Origin of the sequence: Bradyrhizobium arachidis (assembly GCF_015291705.1) — a bacterium.
Taxonomy (GTDB): Bacteria; Pseudomonadota; Alphaproteobacteria; order Rhizobiales; family Xanthobacteraceae; genus Bradyrhizobium; species Bradyrhizobium arachidis.
Genome location: NZ_CP030050.1, coordinates 3,360,272 through 3,377,107, shown reverse-complemented (window position 1 = coordinate 3,377,107; position 16,836 = coordinate 3,360,272). Strand labels below are relative to the sequence as shown.

The following is a 16,836-nucleotide window of genomic DNA, read 5'->3' as shown; positions in this document are numbered from 1 at the left end:
CAAACAATCTTCGCGCGCAAAGCAACAACAGCAACGAAGGCGACCGCCGGGAGAGAGCCATGAAATCGCCGATCTGCGACATGCTGGGCATCGAGTTCCCGCTACTCGCCTTCAGCCATTGCCGTGATGTCGTTGCCGCTGTCAGCCGCGCCGGTGGCTTCGGCGTGTTGGGCGCCACCGCGCACACGCCCGATACGCTCGAACGCGAGCTGAAATGGATCGACGACCACGTCGACGGCAAGCCCTATGGCATCGACGTGCTGATCCCCGAAAACATCTCGACCGCCGGCGAGAAGGACGTCACCTGGAAGAGCCTGGAAGCTCGCGTGCCGCAGGAGCACCGTGCCTACACGCGCGACCTGCTGAAGAAATACGATATCGAGCTGACCACCACTGATGTCGCCGACAACCGGCCGCAGCCGTTCGACGCCAAGACGGCGCTGGAGCTGCTCGAAGTCTCCTTCAATCATCCGATCCGCCTGATCGCGAATGCGCTGGGCGTGCCGCCGAAGGCGATGATCGAGATGGGCAAGACGCACGGCGTGCCTGTGGCCGCGCTCGTCGGCGCCAAGGAGCACGCGCTGCGCCAGGTCGCGGCCGGTGTCGACATCCTCGTGGTGCAGGGCACCGAGGCCGGCGGCCATTGCGGCGAAGTCTCGACCATGGTGCTGGTGCCCGAGGTGATCAAGGCGATCAAGAAAATCCGCGACGTACCAGTGCTGGCGGCCGGCGGCATCATGACGGGGCGGCAGATGGCCGCCTGCATGGCGATGGGCGCCGCGGGCGCATGGACCGGCTCGGTGTGGCTCGCGACCGTCGAAGCCGAGACCAGCGAGATCTTTCGCGAGAAGATGATCGCTGCGTCCTCGCGCGATGCGATCCGCTCGAAGGGCCGCACCGGCAAGCCGGCGCGCCAGCTCCGCTCGGTCTGGACCGATGCCTGGGACCGCGCGCCGGAAAGCCCGGGCGCGCTGCCGATGCCGCTGCAAAGCATCATCAGCCGCGATGCATTCAATTCGATCGATCGCGCGGCCGCAAGCGGCAATGCGAAGGCGCGTGATCTCGTCAGCTATTTCGTCGGCCAGGGCGTGGGACTGATCGACAGCGTGAAGTCGGCAGGCGCCGTGGTGCAGGAGTTCAAGGAAGATTTCGCCGAAGCCGTCGAGCACATGAATGCGCTGGTGGCGGAGTGATGGTGTGTGTGGCCAGAGCAGCGCCCGCGGCCCATCCTTCGAGGCTCGGCCGGCGGCGCAAATGCGCGGCCGACCTCGCACCTCAGGATGACGCTGTCCCCGTAGCCGTCACCCTGAGGTGCGAGCCGCGCGGTGCGTAGCGCCGCGCAGCGAGCCACGAAGGGCGACGGCGTGCCCAAGATCCGAAACGTAAAGCAAGAAGAAATGACCAATTCCCTTACTCCCGAAGAGCGCATCCCCGTCATCGTCGGCATCGGCGAGATCGTCGACCGCCCGAAAGAAATCACCGAAGGCCTCGAGCCGCTCGATCTCCTCGAACAGGCATTGCGACGCGCAGAAACTGATGCCGGCGCAAGGCTGCTCGGTGAGGTGCAGTCGCTCGACGTCGTCAATTTCCTGAGCTGGCGCTATCGCGATCCGGAAAAGCTGCTGGCGCAGCGCCTCGGCGTCTCGCCGGCGCATTGCTATTACGGCCCGGTCGGCGGCGAGAGCCCGATCCGTTACATCCACGAGGCGGCCAAGCGCATCGCGCGCGGCGAATGCACCGTGGCGGCGGTGTGCGGCGCGGAGGCGCAGTCGACCGCGACCAAGGCCGAGCGCGCGGGCGCAAAGCTACCATGGACGCCGTTTGCGCATGACGTCGAGGAGCCCAAGCGCGGCGCGGCGTTCCAGAAGCCGCTAGCGGTGAAGCTCGGCGTGTTCCGGCCCGTCACGGTCTATCCGTTCTATGAGGCCGCCTCCTCCGCGCATTGGGGCCAGACGCCGCGCGAGGCGATGGCGGAGTCAGGCACGCTGTGGTCGCGCTATTCGGAAGCGGCCGCGCAAAACCCCAATGCCTGGCTGAAGCGGCGCTATGCGCCTGAGGAGATCACGACGCCGACCGCGGACAACCGCCTGATCGCGTGGCCCTACAACAAGCTCATGGTGGCCAATCCCAGTGTCAACATGGGCGGTGCGCTGCTGCTCACCAGCCTTGCCAAGGCGCGCGCGGCAGGCGTCGCGGAAGACAAGCTGGTCTATCCGCTCGGCGGCGCCTCCGCGGAAGAACCGCGCGACTATCTCTTGCGCGACCAGTTTTACGAGAGCCATCCGCAGAATGCGGTGCTCGGGAGCGTGATGGACCTCGCTGGTGGCGACGGCAAGAAGTTCGACGCGATCGAGCTCTACAGCTGCTTCCCCTGCGTGCCCAAGATGGCACGGCGGACGCTGGGTCTTTCCGACGACGTCCAGCCGACCGTGACCGGTGGCCTCACCTTCTTCGGCGCGCCGCTCAACACCTATATGACGCATGCCGCCTGCGCGATGGTGCGGCGGGTGCGTGATGGCGCCAGTCTCGGCCTGCTCTATGGCCAGGGCGGCTTCGTCACCAAGCACCACGCGCTGGTGGTGTCGAAGGCGCCGCCGCGCGAGGCGCTGGCGCAGGAGACGAGCGTGCAAGGCGAAGCCGATCGCAACAAGCGCGCGGTGCCGGAGTTCGTGACGGAGGCCTCAGGCAAGGGCAAGGTCGAGAGCTTTACGGTGCTCTACGGCCGCGGCGGCGAGGTCGAGCATGGCGTGGTGATGCTGCGGACGGAAGACGACCGGCGCACGCTGGCGCGGATTCCGGCGAGCGATAGCGCGACGCTGACCCATCTGCTGAACATGGATCGCACGCCGGTGGGTTCGATTGGCGAAATCACGATAGCCGCGGATGGCGTGCCGGAGTGGCGGGTGGCGTAGGTCTTGTAGGGCGGGCAAAGGCGCACTTGCGCCGTGCCCACCAATCTTTCCGGATCACATGAAATGGTGGGCACGCTTCGCTTTGCCCACCCTACGAGACCGGCGTCCGGGGTATGAGACCGCGCCTAGCTCTTCGGCTGCTGCTTCTCCGACGCCGTGGCCGGCTTGCCGCCGGCGCCCACGACCCGCACCGCATCGCCGTCGGAGAGGCCGTCCGGCGGAGCGGTGATGACGCGGTCATCAGGGGCAATGCCCGAGGCGAGCTCGATCTCGCGGCCGAGGTCGCGGGCGATGGTCACGGTCTTGAACAGCACCTTGTCGTCGGCACCGACGGTCGCAACCCGCAATCCGCTGCCGTTGAAGATCAGGGCGCTGGCGGGGATGCTGAGCGGCGCGGTGTCGCGCTGGAGGTTCAGCTTCACGCTGGCATAGCCGCCGGGCATCAGTTCGCCGGAGGAGTTGTCGAGGCCGAGCTGCATGCGCGTGGTGCCCGAAGCAACATCAACCGCTTGGGATGAGGCTTCCACCGTCGCCTGGAAGGTCCGGTTCGGATACTCCGGCAGCGCGATGGTGGCCTTGGCGCCGATCTTGATCGCCGGCACGTAGTTCTGGGGCACGTTGACATAGACGCGCAGCTTGGTGATGTCGGACACCACGAACATCGCCGGACCCGAGCCGCCGCCGGCATTGATCAGCGCGCCGACGTCGGTGTCGCGCGAGGTCACCACGCCGTCGAACGGCACCGTGATCTTCTTGTAGCCGGCGAGCGCTTCGAGCCGCTCGACATTGGCCTGGCCCGACTTGACCGCGGCGTTCTTGTTGGAGAGGTCGGCGGTACGCTCGTCGATCTCCTGCGCGGAGACGAAGTTGGAAGCGACCAAGGTCTTGCGCCGGTTCAGCGTCGCCTCCGACAGCCTGGCGCTGGCCTGCTGGCTGGCGAGGTCGGCGCGGGCCTGGAGCAGCTGCTGGTCGAGGTCCGGCGCCTCGATCTCGGCGATCACCTGCCCTGCCTTGACGCGGGCGCCGATGTCGGCGCTCCAGCTCTTCAGATAACCTTGGACACGGGCGAAGATCGGAGCGCGGTAATAGGCCTCCAGCCGGCCCGGCAGATCGATGGTCGCATTGAGGGACTTGGCGTTGGGCAGGGTCACTGCAACGCTGGGGACGGCCTGGTCGTCGGTCCATTCCTTCAGCTTGGAGCCCTGCTCCTCGCGGGCCCGGATACCGGTGCCGACGGCGAGGCCTGCCGCGATCAGCGCCACCACGCCGAAGATGCCCAGTTTCCGGTGCGACACCGGGGAGCGAGGTTCAGTGGGCGACATGCGGGGTCTCCGATGAGGCGGCGGCTTTGGCGCCTTGTTTCTTGTGTACCATACTGAACACCACGGGAACAAACATCAGCGTGGCGAAAGTTGCAAAGATCAGGCCGCCGATCACGGCGCGGCCAAGTGGCGCATTCTGCTCGCCGCCCTCGCCCAGCCCTAAGGCCATCGGTGCCATGCCGATGATCATGGCCAGCGCGGTCATCAGCACCGGGCGGAACCGGACGAAGCCTGCTTCGAGCGCGGCCGCGACGGGATCGCCGAGTTCCTCGTAGCGCTCGCGAGCGAAGGAGATCACCAGCACGCTGTTGGCGGTCGCAACGCCCATGCACATGATCGCGCCTGTCAGCGCCGGCACCGACAGCGTCGTCTCCGTCATGAACAGCATCCAGACGATGCCGGCGAGCGCGGCCGGCAGCGCGGTGATGATCACGAACGGATCGGACCAAGACTGGAAGTTCACGACGATCAGGAAGTAGATCAGCACGACGGCGCCGAGCAGGCCGAACAACAGGCCGGTGAAGGCGCTGTTCATGGTCTGCACCTGGCCTAGCAGCACCACGGACGAGCCCTTCGGCACGTCCTTGGCGGTGTCGGCGATCACCTTGCGGATGTCGGCGGCGACCGCCCCGAGATCGCGACCCGAGGTCGTCGCGAAGATCTGCACCATCGACTGGATGTCGTATTGCGAGACCACCGCGCTCGAGGTCGAGCGCTTGATGTCGGCGATGCCGCCGAGGATCGGCGACTGCGAATTGCCTGCTGCCGTGATCGGCAACGTCTGCAGCGCGCTGAGCGAGTCAATCTGGTATTGCGGCGTCTGCATCACGATCGAGTAGGACACGCCGTTATCGGGGTTGAGATAGTAGGTGGGCGCGACCTGCGAGGAGCCGGCGAGGTTGACCACGAGGCTGTTGGTGACGTCGCGTTCGGTCAGGCCAACATATTGCGCGCGGGTGCGGTCGACATCGATGTTGAAGGTCGGGTTGTTCGGCGATTGCTGGATGCGCGCGTCCGCAACGCCCGGGATCTTGCGGACCTTGGCCAGCAGGTTGTTGGCGTAGACGAAGTTGGCGGCGAGATTGGCGCCGCGGATCTGCAGGTCGATCGGTGCCGGCGCGCCGAAATTCAGGATCTGGCTGACGATGTCGGCGGGCAGGAACGCGAAGCTGACGCCGGGGAACAGCCGCGGCAGCTGCTCGCGCAGAACCTTCACGTGCTCCTCGGTCGGCTTGTGGCCTTCCTTGAGCTTGATCTGGATGTCGCCGTCCTGCGGGCCGATCACGCCGGTGTTGTTGTAGGTCATGTTGATGCCGGAGATCGGCATGCCGATGTTGTCGGTCATGGTCTCGATCTCGCCAGGGATCAGCTTGCGCACCGCCTTCTGCACGTCGGCGAGCTGGTTGGCGGTCTCCTCGACGCGGGTGCCCACTTGCGTGCGAACATGCATCAGGATGTTGCCGGCATCGACGGCCGGGAAGAAGTTGCGGCCGAGGAACGGCACCAGCGCGAAGGAGGCGCCGACCACGCAGAGGAAGCCGATCACGAACACCGCGCGGTGCGCCAGCGCAAGGCCAAGGAAATCATGATAGCCGCCGCGAATGCGCTCGAACCGTTTCTCGAAACCACGCTGAAACCAGACGAACGGATTGCGCGATTTCGGCGGCTCGCCCTCATGATGGACATGCGCCTGCAGAAGGTAGTTCGCCATGGTCGGCACCAGCGTGCGCGACAGGATGAACGACCAGATCATCGCGAACATCACCGCTTCCGCCATCGGCACGAACAGGAAGCGCGCGACGCCGGTGAGGAAGAACATCGGCACGAACACGATGCAGATGCAGAGCAGCGAGACGAAGGCCGGCGTCACGATCTGGTTGGCGCCGTCGAGGATCGACTGCTCGACCGGCTTGCCCTGCTCCAGATGGTAGTTGATGTTCTCGATCGTCACGGTGGCGTCGTCGACGAGGATGCCGACCGCGAGCGCAAGACCGCCGAGCGTCATGATGTTCAGCGTCTCGCCGATCGCCGACAGCATGATGATGGCGCCGAGAACGGAGAGTGGGATCGACACCGCGATGATGATGGTCGAGCGCCAGCTACCGAGGAACAACAGGATCATGACGCTGGTGAGCAGCGCGGCGATCACGCCTTCGAAGGCGACGCCCTCGATCGCGCCGCGGACAAACACCGACTGGTCGCCGATGAAGCCGATCTTCAGCGCATCCGGCAGCTGATCCTTGACCTCGATCACCTTCTGCTTGATGCCGGCGATGATATCGAGCGTCGAGGTCGCGCCCGCCTTCAGCACCATCATCAGCACGGAGCGGTTGCCGTCGACATGGACGATGTTGGTCTGCGGCGGATTGCCGTCGCGCACGGTCGCGACGTCGCGGACATAGACCATCGCACCGTTCACGGTGCGGATCGGCAGATTGCCGAGCTCGTCGATCTTCAGCGGCGAGTTGTTGAGCTGGATGTTGTACTCGAACTGGCCGATCTTCTGGGTGCCGACCGGCGTGATCAGGTTCTGGGCTGCGAGCGCATTGGCGACGTCCTGGCCGGACAGGCCGCGGGCCTGGAGCGCGGTGGGATCGAGGTCGATCTGGACCTGGCGCTGCTTGCCGCCGAACGGATAGGGGATCGCCGCGCCCGGCACGGTGACCAGCGGCGTGCGGAGCTGGTTGATGCCGATGTCGGCAAGGTTCTGCTCGGTGAGGCCCTCGCCCGACAGCGCCACCTGGATGATCGGCACGGTCGAGGCGGAATAGTTCAGGATCAGGGGCGGCGTCGCGCCCGGCGGCATCTGCTTGAGCAGCGTCTGCGAGATCGCGGTGACCTGCGCGTTGGCGGTGCGGATGTCGACGTTCGGCTGGAAGAAGATCTTGATGATGCCGAAGCCGTTATAGGAGTTGGCGGTGATGTGCTCGATGTCGTTGACCGTCGTCGTCAGCGCGCGCTGGAACGGCGTCGTGATGCGGCCGGACATCTGGTCGGGCGGCAGGCCGGTGTACTGCCAGACCACACCGATCACGGGGATGCGGATATCAGGGAAGATGTCGGTCGGCGTCCGCAGCGCCGCCAGCGGCCCGATGATGAGCAGCAGGAGCGCGAGCACGACAAACGTGTAGGGTCGGCTCAGGGCAATACGGACCAGAGCAATCATTCTCAGGTAATTCCAAATCAGGGGACACGGGAACACGCCCCTACGGTTCCTAGCGCTGATTTACCTGAACACCGCCGAAATGGCTAACCACGGCGCGTTACGAGGCGGTCACTTCCCTGCTATCGCACAGCGAAATCGCATTCCAGATATGCAGCGCTCGCCCGGAAGAAGATCGAAACGGCTTACCCCGACGTAAAAAAGCGGCGCCCGCGGGCGCCGCTTCCAGGATTTCCACGGCCTCGCGCCTCAGGCAGCGCGGACGTTGGTCAGGAATTTGCTGACCTCGGTCTTGAGCCGGCTCGAATCGTTGGACAGCATCTGCGCCGCCGACAGCACCTGCGAGGAGGCCGTGCCGGTCTCGGTGGCGCCGCGCTGCACGTCGGTAATGTTCGACGAAACCTGCTGGGTGCCCTGCGCCGCCTGCTGCACGTTGCGGGCGATCTCCTGGGTCGCGGCGCCCTGCTCTTCCACCGCAGCCGCGATCGCCGACGAAATCTCCGAGAGGCGCTCGATGGTCGAGGAGATCTCCTTGATCGCGCCGACCGAGTCGTTGGTCGCCGCCTGGATGCCGGAGATCTGCTGGCCGATCTCGCCGGTCGCCTTCGCGGTCTGCTCGGCCAGCGCCTTCACTTCGGACGCCACCACGGCGAAGCCGCGGCCGGCTTCACCCGCGCGCGCCGCCTCGATCGTGGCGTTGAGCGCCAGGAGGTTGGTCTGGCCGGCGATGGTGTTGATCAGCTCGACGACGTCGCCGATGCGGGACGCCGCCTTGGAGAGCTCGCTGACGCGCTCGGTGGTGGCGCGGGCCTGGCCGACGGCATCGCCCGCCATCCGCGCCGATTCCTGCACCTGACGGCTGATCTCGCCCACCGACGAGGCCATCTCCTCGGTCGCCGAGGCCACCGACTGCACGTTGGTCGAGGCTTCCTCCGAAGCTCCGGCAACCGTGGTCGCAAGCCGCTGGGAGCGGTCGGCGGTCGAGGTCAGCGTCGAAGCGGAGGCCTCCAACTGGGTCGAGGCCGACGACACGGTCTGGACGATCTCGCCGATCATCGATTCGAATTCACGGGTGATGTTGTCGACGCGGCGGCCGCGCTCGATCTTGGCCTCGGCGTCGGCCGCGGCAGCCTCGTCGGCGGCCTTCTTGGCGATCAGCGCCTCCTTGAAGATCTGGAGCACGTCGGCCATGGCGCCGATCTCGGTCTTCTCGCCGCGATGCGGGACCTCGGCGGAGAGGTCGCCCTTGCCCAGCGCCTGCATCGGCAAGGTGATCGAGTTGATGCCGCTGGAGACGTCTTGGACCAGATAGAAACCGACGCCGATGCCGACGATGACGGCAGCACCGAGGATGATCGAAAGCAGCATGAAGGCGGAGGCATAACTGTCGCCCGCGTCCTGCGCTGCCTGATCGCCGCCCTTGGTGTTCAGCTCGATATCCTTGGCCAGGATGGAGTCAGCCTCGAGCCCGATCTTGTTGACCGTCTTGGTGTTCAGCTCGTGCGCCTCGTGGGGGATCTTGCCGGCCTCCTGGCGCGACAGCGCCATGACTTCCTGGGTACCCTTCTTGTAGGCCTCCCAAGACCTGGACCACTGGTCGTAGAGCGCGCGCTCCTCCGGCGAGGTGATCAACGCCTCATATGTCTTGCGGAACTTGGTGTTGGACTCGACCACGGTCGCAAGCGTCTTCTCGGCCGCGAGCTTCTCTTCCAGCGTTTCCGACAACATGTGCTCACGGATCACGTTGCGGTAGGTGATCACGCCGGCACGCAGATCGCCCAGCACCCGTACGCTCGGCATCCAGCTCGTGGTGATGTCGACCGTATTGGCGTTCATCGACCGCATCTTCATGACGGCGAGCAGGCCCATGCCGGCCATCGCGACCAGCAGGAACGCCACGACACTGATGATCTTGGCGCGGATGGAAATCTTGGCGAGCATAAGCGGTCTCTTTGCGTTGGCGCGGCGGCGCGTCCGGAAATGGTCATCAACCAAACGGTGCGGCGCCGATATCCAACAACAAGGCAACTGAGCAGTGGTTAACTACGACTCCGCACAAGTACGGAAACCGAAAGAAATGAATGAGGGGCTAAGAATGCTCTGCGCTCAGCGCATGAGCCTAAGCGCATCCGTGAAAAATTCGGCGCCGCCAAAATTTCCGGACTTCAGCGCGAGCAGCATGTCGCCGCCAGCACCGACCGCACGCAGCACCGGAACGCCCGCGGCGATTTCCACTCCCACGAGAAACCCGGGAATTCTCAACCGGTCAACGACCGCGCCGGATGTCTCGCCACCGGCAACGACTAAGCGCCGGACACCGGATTTCACAAGGCTTTCGGCGATATCAGCCATGGCCTGCTCGATCGCATGGCCCGCCGCGTCGCGGCCGTGACGCGCCTGAAGCGCGGCGACCTGATCGGGTGTCGAGCTCGATGCGATCAGCACCGGACCTTCGGCCAGTCGCGGCCTTGCCCAGTCCAGCGCACGCTGCGCCTCGCCCGCTCCCGTAAGAATACGGTCCGGATCGAGATGAAGCACGGGCATGACCTTTTCGGCATTCGCGATCTGCCGAAGCGTCGCCTGCGAGCAGCTTCCGGCAAGGCAGGCCGCCGGTCCGCCGACCGCGGCACCGGCCTCTGCGCTCGTCGCTGCCGATTTGACCTTGCCGGTCGACACCAGCGCCCGCGCCAGCCCAAGGCCGATGCCGGAGGCGCCGACCGACAGCCGATGTCCGGCGGCGACGAGGCCGATGGTCTCGAGGTCACGGTCGAACACGGCGTCGATGATCGCTGCCCCAATGCCCTTGCCCGCGAGCTCGGCCAGCCGCGCCCGCACGGCATCCGCGCCGCGCGTCACGGTGGCGAGATCGACGAGGCCGATTTGGGTCCGGCTCTGGCGCGCCAGCACGCGCACCAGGTTGGAATCGTGCATGGGGTTGAGCGGATGGTCCTTCAGCGGGCTCTCGTTCAGCGGCACCGCGCCGACAAAGAGGTTGCCCTGGTAGACGGTGCGGCCGGTCTCGGGAAAGGCCGGCGTCACCAGCACGACGCCCTCGCCGCCATCGGCGCGTAAGGCATCCATCACCGGGCCGATATTGCCGGCATCGGTGGAATCGAAGGTCGAGCAGATCTTGAACAGCACATGGCTCGCGCCGCGGCCCCGCAGCCATGCCTCCGCCGCACGCGAGCGCGATACGGCAAGGCCAGCCTCGATCGAGCGGCTCTTCAGCGACACCACGACGGCATCGACATCGGGGAGCGCGAGGTCGTCGGCGGGAATGCCGATGGTCTGGACGGTCCGCAGGCCCGCGCGCGTCAACGTGTTGGCGAGATCGGAGGCGCCAGTATAGTCGTCGGCGATGCAGCCAAGCGAAAGCGTCACGGCTTCACTCCAGCGTAAGGCTTGAACCAGGCGAGGCCATCGGTGGTCTTGCCGCGCGGATTGTATTCGCAGCCGACGAAGCCGGGATAGCCGAGCCGGTCGAGCTCCTCGAACAGGAACGGATAGTTCAGCTCCTCGCCGTCGGGCTCGTTGCGCGAGGGGATGCTGGCGATCTGGATATGGCCGATGATCGGCATCATCTCGCGCAGCCGCATGGTGACGTCGCCATGGATGATCTGGCAGTGATAGATGTCGAACTGGAGCTTCAGATTTGGCAGTCGCAGCTCCTGGATCAAATCGCGCGCGAAGCCGAAATCGTTGAGGAAGTAACCGGGCACGTTGCGGGAGTTGATCGGCTCCAGCACGATATCGATGCCGTGCGGGGCGAAGAACTCCGCGGCCCAGGCCACCGATTTGTAGAAGGCCTCGATCGCGACGCGCTCGCCGCGATTGGCGATGCCGGCCATCAAATGCAACCGCTTGACGCCGGTCGCCTTGGCATAAGGCAGCGCGGTCTCGAGGCTCGCCTTGAGATCGTTGAAGCGCGCGGGGAGCGCGGCAAACCCCTTCTCGCCGGCATTCCAGTCGCCCGGCGGCAGGTTGAACAGTGCCTGGGTCAGGCCGTTGCGCTTGAGCCGCTCGCCGACCACCTCGGCCGGATGCTCGTAGGGAAACAGGAACTCGACGGCGGTGAAGCCCGCTTGCGCAGCGGCATCGAAGCGGTCGAGGAACGGCACCTCGGTGAACATCATCGAGAGGTTGGCGGCGAAACGGGGCATTGGAGATCCTCTTACTTGTCGCCGGGAAGCTTGACGCCGGTGACCTGCGCATACATGCGCGCCACCGAGGCGTCGTCGTCGCGGCCCATGCCGGCGGCTGCCGTCATCAGGAACATCTGAAGCGCGGCGGCGGAGACCGGCACCGGGAACCTGGCACTGCGCGCCATGTCCTGGATGATGCCGAGGTCCTTCACGAAAATCTCGACGGCGCTGCGCGGCGTGTAATCGCCATCGAGCACGTGCGGCATACGATTCTCGAACATCCAGGAATTGCCGGCGGAGGCGGTGATCACCTCGTAGACCTTGCGGATGTCGAGGCCCTGCTTGGCCGCGAATGCCATCGCTTCCGAGGCAGCCGCAATGTGCACGCCGGCGAGCAACTGGTTGATCATCTTGAAGGCGGCGCCCTGCCCGGCGGCATCGCCAAGCTCGTAGAGTTTTGCCGCCATGGCGTCGAGTGCCGGCCGCGCCTTCGCGAAGGCCGCCGCACTGCCGGAGGCGAGGATCGTCAATTCGCCCTGCGCGGCGCGCTGCGCGCCGCCCGAGATCGGCGCGTCCAGATAATGCCGGCCGGTCGCCTCGAGCTGCTTTGCGAGGCGTCGCGCCACGTCCGGATCCATGGTGGCGGAGGAAATGAAGACGCCGTCCTTTGGCAGGGTCTCGGCGACGCCGTCCTTGCCGAACAGGATCGCTTCGGTCTGCGCGGCATTGACGACCACGCTGACGACGATGTCGGCGCCCTTGGCCGCCTCGGCCGGCGTCTTGGCGCCCGCGCCGCCGTCCTTCACGAAACGCGCCACAACGTCCGCCGAGACGTCGCAGCCGGTCACGGTGTGGCCGGCGCGCTTCAGCGAGGTCGCCATGCCAAATCCCATCGAGCCGAGCCCGATGACGGCGATGCGCTGATTTTGTGACGTGGAGGCAGACATGCAACTGACCCTTGAACGTTTCCCGAATAGCCGCCCTTTGCGGCGACTTGGCAACCGAATAACACGGCTTGGCCGCGCTGCCAAAGCGTGAGACAAGCGGGCATGACGGCCATGAGAACTGAAACGAGCCACGAGACAAGGCTGCGTGAGGAGATCTGCCGGTTCGGACGGTCCCTGTTCGAGCGCGGGCTGACGCCGGGCTCCTCCGGCAATATCAGCGTCAGGCTGGACGGCGGTGGCTGGCTGGTAACCCCGACCAATGCCTCGCTCGGCTTCCTCGATCCGGCAAAACTGTCCCGGCTGGATGATCAGGGCCGGCTGGTATCGGGCGATGCGCCGACCAAGGAAGTTCCGCTGCATACCGCGCTCTACGACACGCGCGGCAGCGCACGCGCGATCGTGCATCTGCACTCCACCCATTCGGTCGCGCTCTCGATGCTGCCCGAGATCGACCCGCGCGCCGCGCTGCCGCCGATGACCGCGTATTACCTGATGAAATGCGGCGCTACCGCGCTCGTGCCCTATTACCGCCCCGGTGATCCCGCGGTGGCGGATGCGATCAAGGGCCTGGCGGGAAAATACTCATCCGTGCTGCTCGCCAATCACGGCCCGGTGGTCGCGGGCGACACGCTGGAAGCCGCCGTGTTCGCGACGGAGGAGCTGGAGGAGACGGCGAAGCTGTACCTGCTGCTGCGGGGGATGAACCCGCGGTATCTGTCGCCGGAGCAGGTGAAGGATCTGGTGAAGGTGTTCGGGGTGAGCCTGCCGGAGCATGGGCACGAGCACTAGCGCCGTGGTGTCATGGGCGGGTTAACGCCGCGTCCCCGCCGCTGTCATTCCCCGCGAAGGCGGGGAATCCAGTACGCCGCGGCCTCTCCGTATTCCTCTGACGTCTCTGGAATACTGGATCGCCCGCCTTCGCGGGCGATGACACCGAACATGTTGCGCCAGCGCGCCCAACGTTCCGCGGCTACAGCCCCAGATACGCCTTGCGCACGTCCGGATTGCCCTTGATCTCGGCCGACGGGCCCTGCATCAGCACGCGGCCGGTTTGCAGGATGTAGGCGCGGTCGGCGATCTCGAGGCACTCGGCCATGCGCTGCTCGACGATCAGAACGGTCATGCCGGCGTCGCGGATGCGTTTCACGGCCTGAAAAATCTCGTCGACCAGTTTCGGCATGATGCCCTGCGAGGGCTCGTCCAGCATCAACAGCCGCGGACGCGTCATCAGGGCGCGGCCGATCGCGAGCATCTGCTGCTCGCCGCCGGAGAGCGTCTCGGCGCGTTGCTCGAGACGCTCGGAAAGACGCGGAAACAGGTTGAAGACCAGGTCGAGCGGCCCCTCGCGATTCGCCTCGCCGCGATAGAGGTAGCTACCGAGGCGGAGATTGTCGCGCACCGACAGGCGCGGGAACAGGCGACGGTTCTCCGGCACATAGGCAATGCCGGTGGCCGTGATGTGGTGCTGCGCCATGCCGTCGAGGCGCTTGCCGTCGAACGTCACCGTGCCCGAACGCGGGCGCTCGGCGCCGGCGATGGATTTCAGCAGCGTCGACTTGCCCGCGCCGTTGGCGCCGGCAACGCAAACGATCTCGCCCTTCTGGACCTCGATCGAGACCGCGGAGATCGCGACCAGGCCCTGATAGGCGGTCGTGACTTCATGCACGCTGAGCATGACGATCTCCCAGATATGCGCTGATCACCTTGGGATCGCGGACGACATCGGCGGGCTTGCCCTCGACCAGCACCTTGCCGAGGTCGAGCACGATGGCGCGGTCGACCAGCGGCATCACGATCTCCATGACATGCTCGACCATCAAGACGGTGATGCCGGCATCGCGCACCTTGCGCACCAGCGCCACGCCAGTCTGCGCCTCGGTCGGCGTGAGACCGGTGAGGACCTCGTCGAGCAGCAGCAGTTTCGGTTCGGTCGCGAGCGCGCGCGCGACTTCGAGGCGGCGCTTCTCGGCCGGCACGAGATCGCTCGCGAGCACGTCGGCGCGCGCAGCCAAACCGGTGAACTCCAGCACCTCATGCGCCTTGCGGCGCGCCTCGCGCATCACGGTGTTGCGCACGAGCGCACCGACGATGACGTTGTCGATGACGCTCATGGTCTCAAAACTCTTGACCACCTGGAAGGTGCGTCCGACGCCGCGTTGGCAGCGCGCGGCCGCCGGCATGTGGGTGACGTCCTCGCCGTCGAACCAGATCGAGCCTTGCGTCGGCGGCAGCACGCCGGCGATGAGATTGAACAGCGTCGACTTGCCGGCGCCGTTGGGGCCGATCAGGCCGACGATCTCACCGCGCCCGACCGAGATCGAGACATCGCTGTTGGCGACGAGGCCGCCGAACCGCTGCCAGACGCCGCGGGTTTCAAGGAGCGCGGTCATCGCGTGGCTCCCTTCGCTTTTGCGCGGGAGAACAGGCTGACGAGTCCCTGCGGCAAGGCCAGCGAGATCGCCACAATCAACGCACCATAGACGATGAGGTCAACACCGCGGCCGGAACCGCCGATATAGGACCGCGTCAGCTCCGTCATCGGGATCAGGATGGCGGCGCCAAGCACCGGACCCCAGAGGGTCCCGATGCCGCCGAGCACGGCCGGCAGCGCCATCAGCAGCGAGAACTGGAAGCCCATGACGCTTTCAGGATCGATATAGGCCAGGAACTGCGCGTAGAAGGCGCCGCCGATGGCGACGAGGAAAGCCGAGACCGCAGCCGCCCCCATCTTGGAGTTGAACACGACGACGCCGAGGCTTTCGGCAGCTTCCGGATTGTCCTTCACCGCGCGCCACCAAAAGCCCCATTTGGAGTCTTCCAGCCACCAGGTGACGAACCAGGCGAGGCTGCACAGCGCCAGCGCGAAATAGAAGTACGGCAGCTTGCTGCGCAGGAACTGGAATTTCAGCCAGCTGTCGCCGCGCACCGGAATGGTGATGCCCATCGCGGCGCCCGCCCACTCCCAGTTCTGGAACAGCAGCAGGCCGATCTCGGCGATGACGATGGTCGCAATCACAAAGTAATGGCCGCGCAGGCGGAAGAAGGGATAGCCGAGCCCCATCGCGATGACCGCCGCGATCACGCCGCCGGCGAGCATGCCGAACCAGGGCAGCACGCCGAACTTGGTGAACAAGAGCTCCGTGGTGTAGGCGCCGATGCCGAAATAGAGCGCGTGGCCCAGCGAGATCTGACCGCAATAGCCGGACAGGATGTTCCAGCTCTGCGACAGCGCCGCATACATCAGGGTCAGGATCAGGATGTTCTGGACGTAGACGTCCTTGATGAACAGCGGCGCGAGCGCGGCGAGGGCTGCCAGCACCGCGGCGATGATGAGGTCGCGGCGGCGCCGCGCGGCAAAATTCTTGTCCATCACATCGACCCGAACAGGCCGCGCGGCCGGATGAAGACGACGAGCAGGTAGACCGCATATATGCCGACCGATTTCAGCGAGGGCGGCAGCACCAGGGCGGTCGTGGCCTCGACGAGGCCGACGATGATGCCGCCGGCGAAGGCGCCGAACACGCTGCCGAAGCCGCCGAGCGCCACCGTCACATAGGCGATCAGCGCGAAGGACGCGCCGACATCGGGATAGATGTAGAAGAATACCGCCATGATCGCGCCGGCGAGACCGACCAGCGCGGCGCCGAGGCCCCAGCCGAGCGCGAACACGCGGTTCTTGTCGATGCCGACCAGCGCGACGGCGCCGGGATCTTCACGCGTCGCTTCCAGTGCGCGGCCGAAATCGGTGCGGTGGATGAAGAAGTAGAGGCCGGCGAAGGCCGCGATCGACACCAGCGCGCCGATCAGCTGCGGTTCCGGCAGGAAGATGCCGGCGATCGACACCGTCTTGCCGCCGAGCCAGGACTGCGGAATGCTGCGGTAGTCCGGCGTGAAGAAGAACTGCGCGAGGCCGCGCATGACGATGGCAAGGCCGAAGGTCGAGAAGATCTGCACCATGCCGGCATTGGCCTTGGCCCGCATGGCGAAGCGTACAATCAGGAGGTAGACCACCGCCCCGAACACGAACAGCGCCGCGGCGACCAGCGGCGCCGACAGCAAGGGGTCGATGGCGAAGAACGCGAACAGGAAGAAGCTCGCATACATCGCGATCATCAGGAACTCGCCATGGGCGAAGTTCACGACGTCCATCAGGCCGAAGATCAGCGCGAGGCCGACCGCGATCAGTCCATAGAGCAGGCCCATGAGAAGACCGCTCGCGAGACTCTGGATAATGGCTTGGGCTGTCACTGCATCGTCCCCCACACTCAGACCTCATCCTGAGGAGCGCGCCCCCGGCGCGCGTCTCGAAGGATGGCCCACCCTCGTCCTTCGAGACGCGGGCTGCGCCCG

13 protein-coding genes are annotated in these 16,836 nt (G+C 65.8%); 3 read left to right on the top strand and 10 right to left on the bottom strand.

The window, feature by feature from the left end; translation table 11 throughout:
* Window positions 1-59: 59 nt before the first annotated feature.
* Together WN72_RS15600 and WN72_RS15595 are read left to right on the top strand one after the other, a co-directional pair.
* The gene (locus WN72_RS15600) at window positions 60-1,193 is read left to right on the top strand and encodes a nitronate monooxygenase (protein WP_027558628.1); all 1,134 of its coding nucleotides are present in this window, start codon (window positions 60-62) and stop codon (window positions 1,191-1,193) included.
* A 204-nt stretch (window positions 1,194-1,397) separates the two neighbouring features.
* On the top strand, window positions 1,398-2,912 hold the full coding sequence (locus tag WN72_RS15595; protein WP_092216928.1) for an acetyl-CoA acetyltransferase: 1,515 nt from the start codon (window positions 1,398-1,400) through the stop codon (window positions 2,910-2,912).
* A 125-nt stretch (window positions 2,913-3,037) separates the two neighbouring features.
* Here the strand turns inward: WN72_RS15595 and WN72_RS15590 are convergent, their stop codons facing one another.
* The 6 genes from WN72_RS15590 to ltnD form a co-directional block, all read right to left on the bottom strand.
* A complete protein-coding gene (locus WN72_RS15590) occupies window positions 3,038-4,234 on the bottom strand; it encodes an efflux RND transporter periplasmic adaptor subunit (protein WP_027558626.1) in 1,197 nt (398 codons plus the stop codon).
* On the bottom strand, window positions 4,221-7,400 hold the full coding sequence (locus tag WN72_RS15585) for an efflux RND transporter permease subunit (protein WP_092216927.1): 3,180 nt from the start codon (window positions 7,398-7,400) through the stop codon (window positions 4,221-4,223). The genes WN72_RS15590 and WN72_RS15585 overlap by 14 nt, the downstream gene beginning before the upstream one ends.
* A 246-nt stretch (window positions 7,401-7,646) precedes the next feature.
* Entirely contained in the window at window positions 7,647-9,338 is a 1,692-nt protein-coding gene (locus WN72_RS15580; protein ID WP_092216926.1) for a methyl-accepting chemotaxis protein, read from the bottom strand.
* A 165-nt stretch (window positions 9,339-9,503) separates the two neighbouring features.
* Window positions 9,504-10,778 carry a 3-oxo-tetronate kinase gene (gene otnK / locus WN72_RS15575; protein ID WP_092216925.1) on the bottom strand — a complete coding sequence of 425 codons (1,275 nt, stop codon included), beginning with the start codon at window positions 10,776-10,778 and terminating at the stop codon, window positions 9,504-9,506.
* Window positions 10,775-11,557 (bottom strand): 2-oxo-tetronate isomerase, encoded by a 783-nt coding sequence (otnI, locus tag WN72_RS15570; protein ID WP_092216924.1) that lies wholly within the window; start codon window positions 11,555-11,557, stop codon window positions 10,775-10,777. Before otnI ends, otnK begins: the two co-directional genes overlap by 4 nt.
* 11 nt (window positions 11,558-11,568) lie before the next feature.
* Window positions 11,569-12,486, bottom strand: coding sequence for an L-threonate dehydrogenase (ltnD, locus tag WN72_RS15565; RefSeq protein WP_092216923.1), 918 nt, complete (start codon window positions 12,484-12,486; stop codon window positions 11,569-11,571).
* A 102-nt stretch (window positions 12,487-12,588) separates the two neighbouring features.
* On the opposite strand from ltnD, the gene otnC reads away from it, so the two are divergent.
* Window positions 12,589-13,275 carry a 3-oxo-tetronate 4-phosphate decarboxylase gene (otnC, locus tag WN72_RS15560; protein WP_167380891.1) on the top strand — a complete coding sequence of 229 codons (687 nt, stop codon included), beginning with the start codon at window positions 12,589-12,591 and terminating at the stop codon, window positions 13,273-13,275.
* A gap of 181 nt (window positions 13,276-13,456) precedes the next feature.
* Here the strand turns inward: otnC and WN72_RS15555 are convergent, their stop codons facing one another.
* The 4 genes from WN72_RS15555 to WN72_RS15540 are packed head-to-tail and all read right to left on the bottom strand — an operon-like array spanning window position 13,457 to window position 16,689.
* The gene (locus WN72_RS15555; protein WP_027558619.1) at window positions 13,457-14,161 is read right to left on the bottom strand and encodes an ABC transporter ATP-binding protein; all 705 of its coding nucleotides are present in this window, start codon (window positions 14,159-14,161) and stop codon (window positions 13,457-13,459) included.
* Complete coding sequence (locus tag WN72_RS15550; protein WP_092216921.1) at window positions 14,145-14,876, bottom strand: ABC transporter ATP-binding protein; 732 nt, start codon at window positions 14,874-14,876, stop codon at window positions 14,145-14,147. Before WN72_RS15550 ends, WN72_RS15555 begins: the two co-directional genes overlap by 17 nt.
* A complete protein-coding gene (locus tag WN72_RS15545) occupies window positions 14,873-15,856 on the bottom strand; it encodes a branched-chain amino acid ABC transporter permease (protein ID WP_027558617.1) in 984 nt (327 codons plus the stop codon). The genes WN72_RS15550 and WN72_RS15545 overlap by 4 nt, the downstream gene beginning before the upstream one ends.
* Window positions 15,856-16,689 carry a branched-chain amino acid ABC transporter permease gene (locus tag WN72_RS15540; RefSeq protein WP_231164374.1) on the bottom strand — a complete coding sequence of 278 codons (834 nt, stop codon included), beginning with the start codon at window positions 16,687-16,689 and terminating at the stop codon, window positions 15,856-15,858. The genes WN72_RS15545 and WN72_RS15540 overlap by 1 nt, the downstream gene beginning before the upstream one ends.
* Window positions 16,690-16,836 lie beyond the last annotated feature (147 nt).

Excerpts from the sequence above, each read along its gene's own strand:
- WN72_RS15550 (WP_092216921.1), bottom strand. The coding sequence starts at position 14,876 with ATGACCGCGCTCCTTGAAACCCGCGGCGTCTGGCAGCGGTTCGGCGGC.
- WN72_RS15585 (WP_092216927.1), bottom strand. The coding sequence starts at position 7,400 with ATGATTGCTCTGGTCCGTATTGCCCTGAGCCGACCCTACACGTTTGTC.
- WN72_RS15590 (WP_027558626.1), bottom strand. The coding sequence starts at position 4,234 with ATGTCGCCCACTGAACCTCGCTCCCCGGTGTCGCACCGGAAACTGGGC.
- WN72_RS15540 (WP_231164374.1), bottom strand. The coding sequence starts at position 16,689 with ATGGGCCTGCTCTATGGACTGATCGCGGTCGGCCTCGCGCTGATCTTC.
- otnC (WP_167380891.1), top strand. The coding sequence starts at position 12,589 with ATGACGGCCATGAGAACTGAAACGAGCCACGAGACAAGGCTGCGTGAG.
- WN72_RS15555 (WP_027558619.1), bottom strand. The coding sequence starts at position 14,161 with ATGCTCAGCGTGCATGAAGTCACGACCGCCTATCAGGGCCTGGTCGCG.
- WN72_RS15580 (WP_092216926.1), bottom strand. The coding sequence starts at position 9,338 with ATGCTCGCCAAGATTTCCATCCGCGCCAAGATCATCAGTGTCGTGGCG.
- ltnD (WP_092216923.1), bottom strand. The coding sequence starts at position 12,486 with ATGTCTGCCTCCACGTCACAAAATCAGCGCATCGCCGTCATCGGGCTC.
- WN72_RS15545 (WP_027558617.1), bottom strand. The coding sequence starts at position 15,856 with ATGGACAAGAATTTTGCCGCGCGGCGCCGCCGCGACCTCATCATCGCC.
- otnI (WP_092216924.1), bottom strand. The coding sequence starts at position 11,557 with ATGCCCCGTTTCGCCGCCAACCTCTCGATGATGTTCACCGAGGTGCCG.
- WN72_RS15595 (WP_092216928.1), top strand. The coding sequence starts at position 1,398 with ATGACCAATTCCCTTACTCCCGAAGAGCGCATCCCCGTCATCGTCGGC.
- WN72_RS15600 (WP_027558628.1), top strand. The coding sequence starts at position 60 with ATGAAATCGCCGATCTGCGACATGCTGGGCATCGAGTTCCCGCTACTC.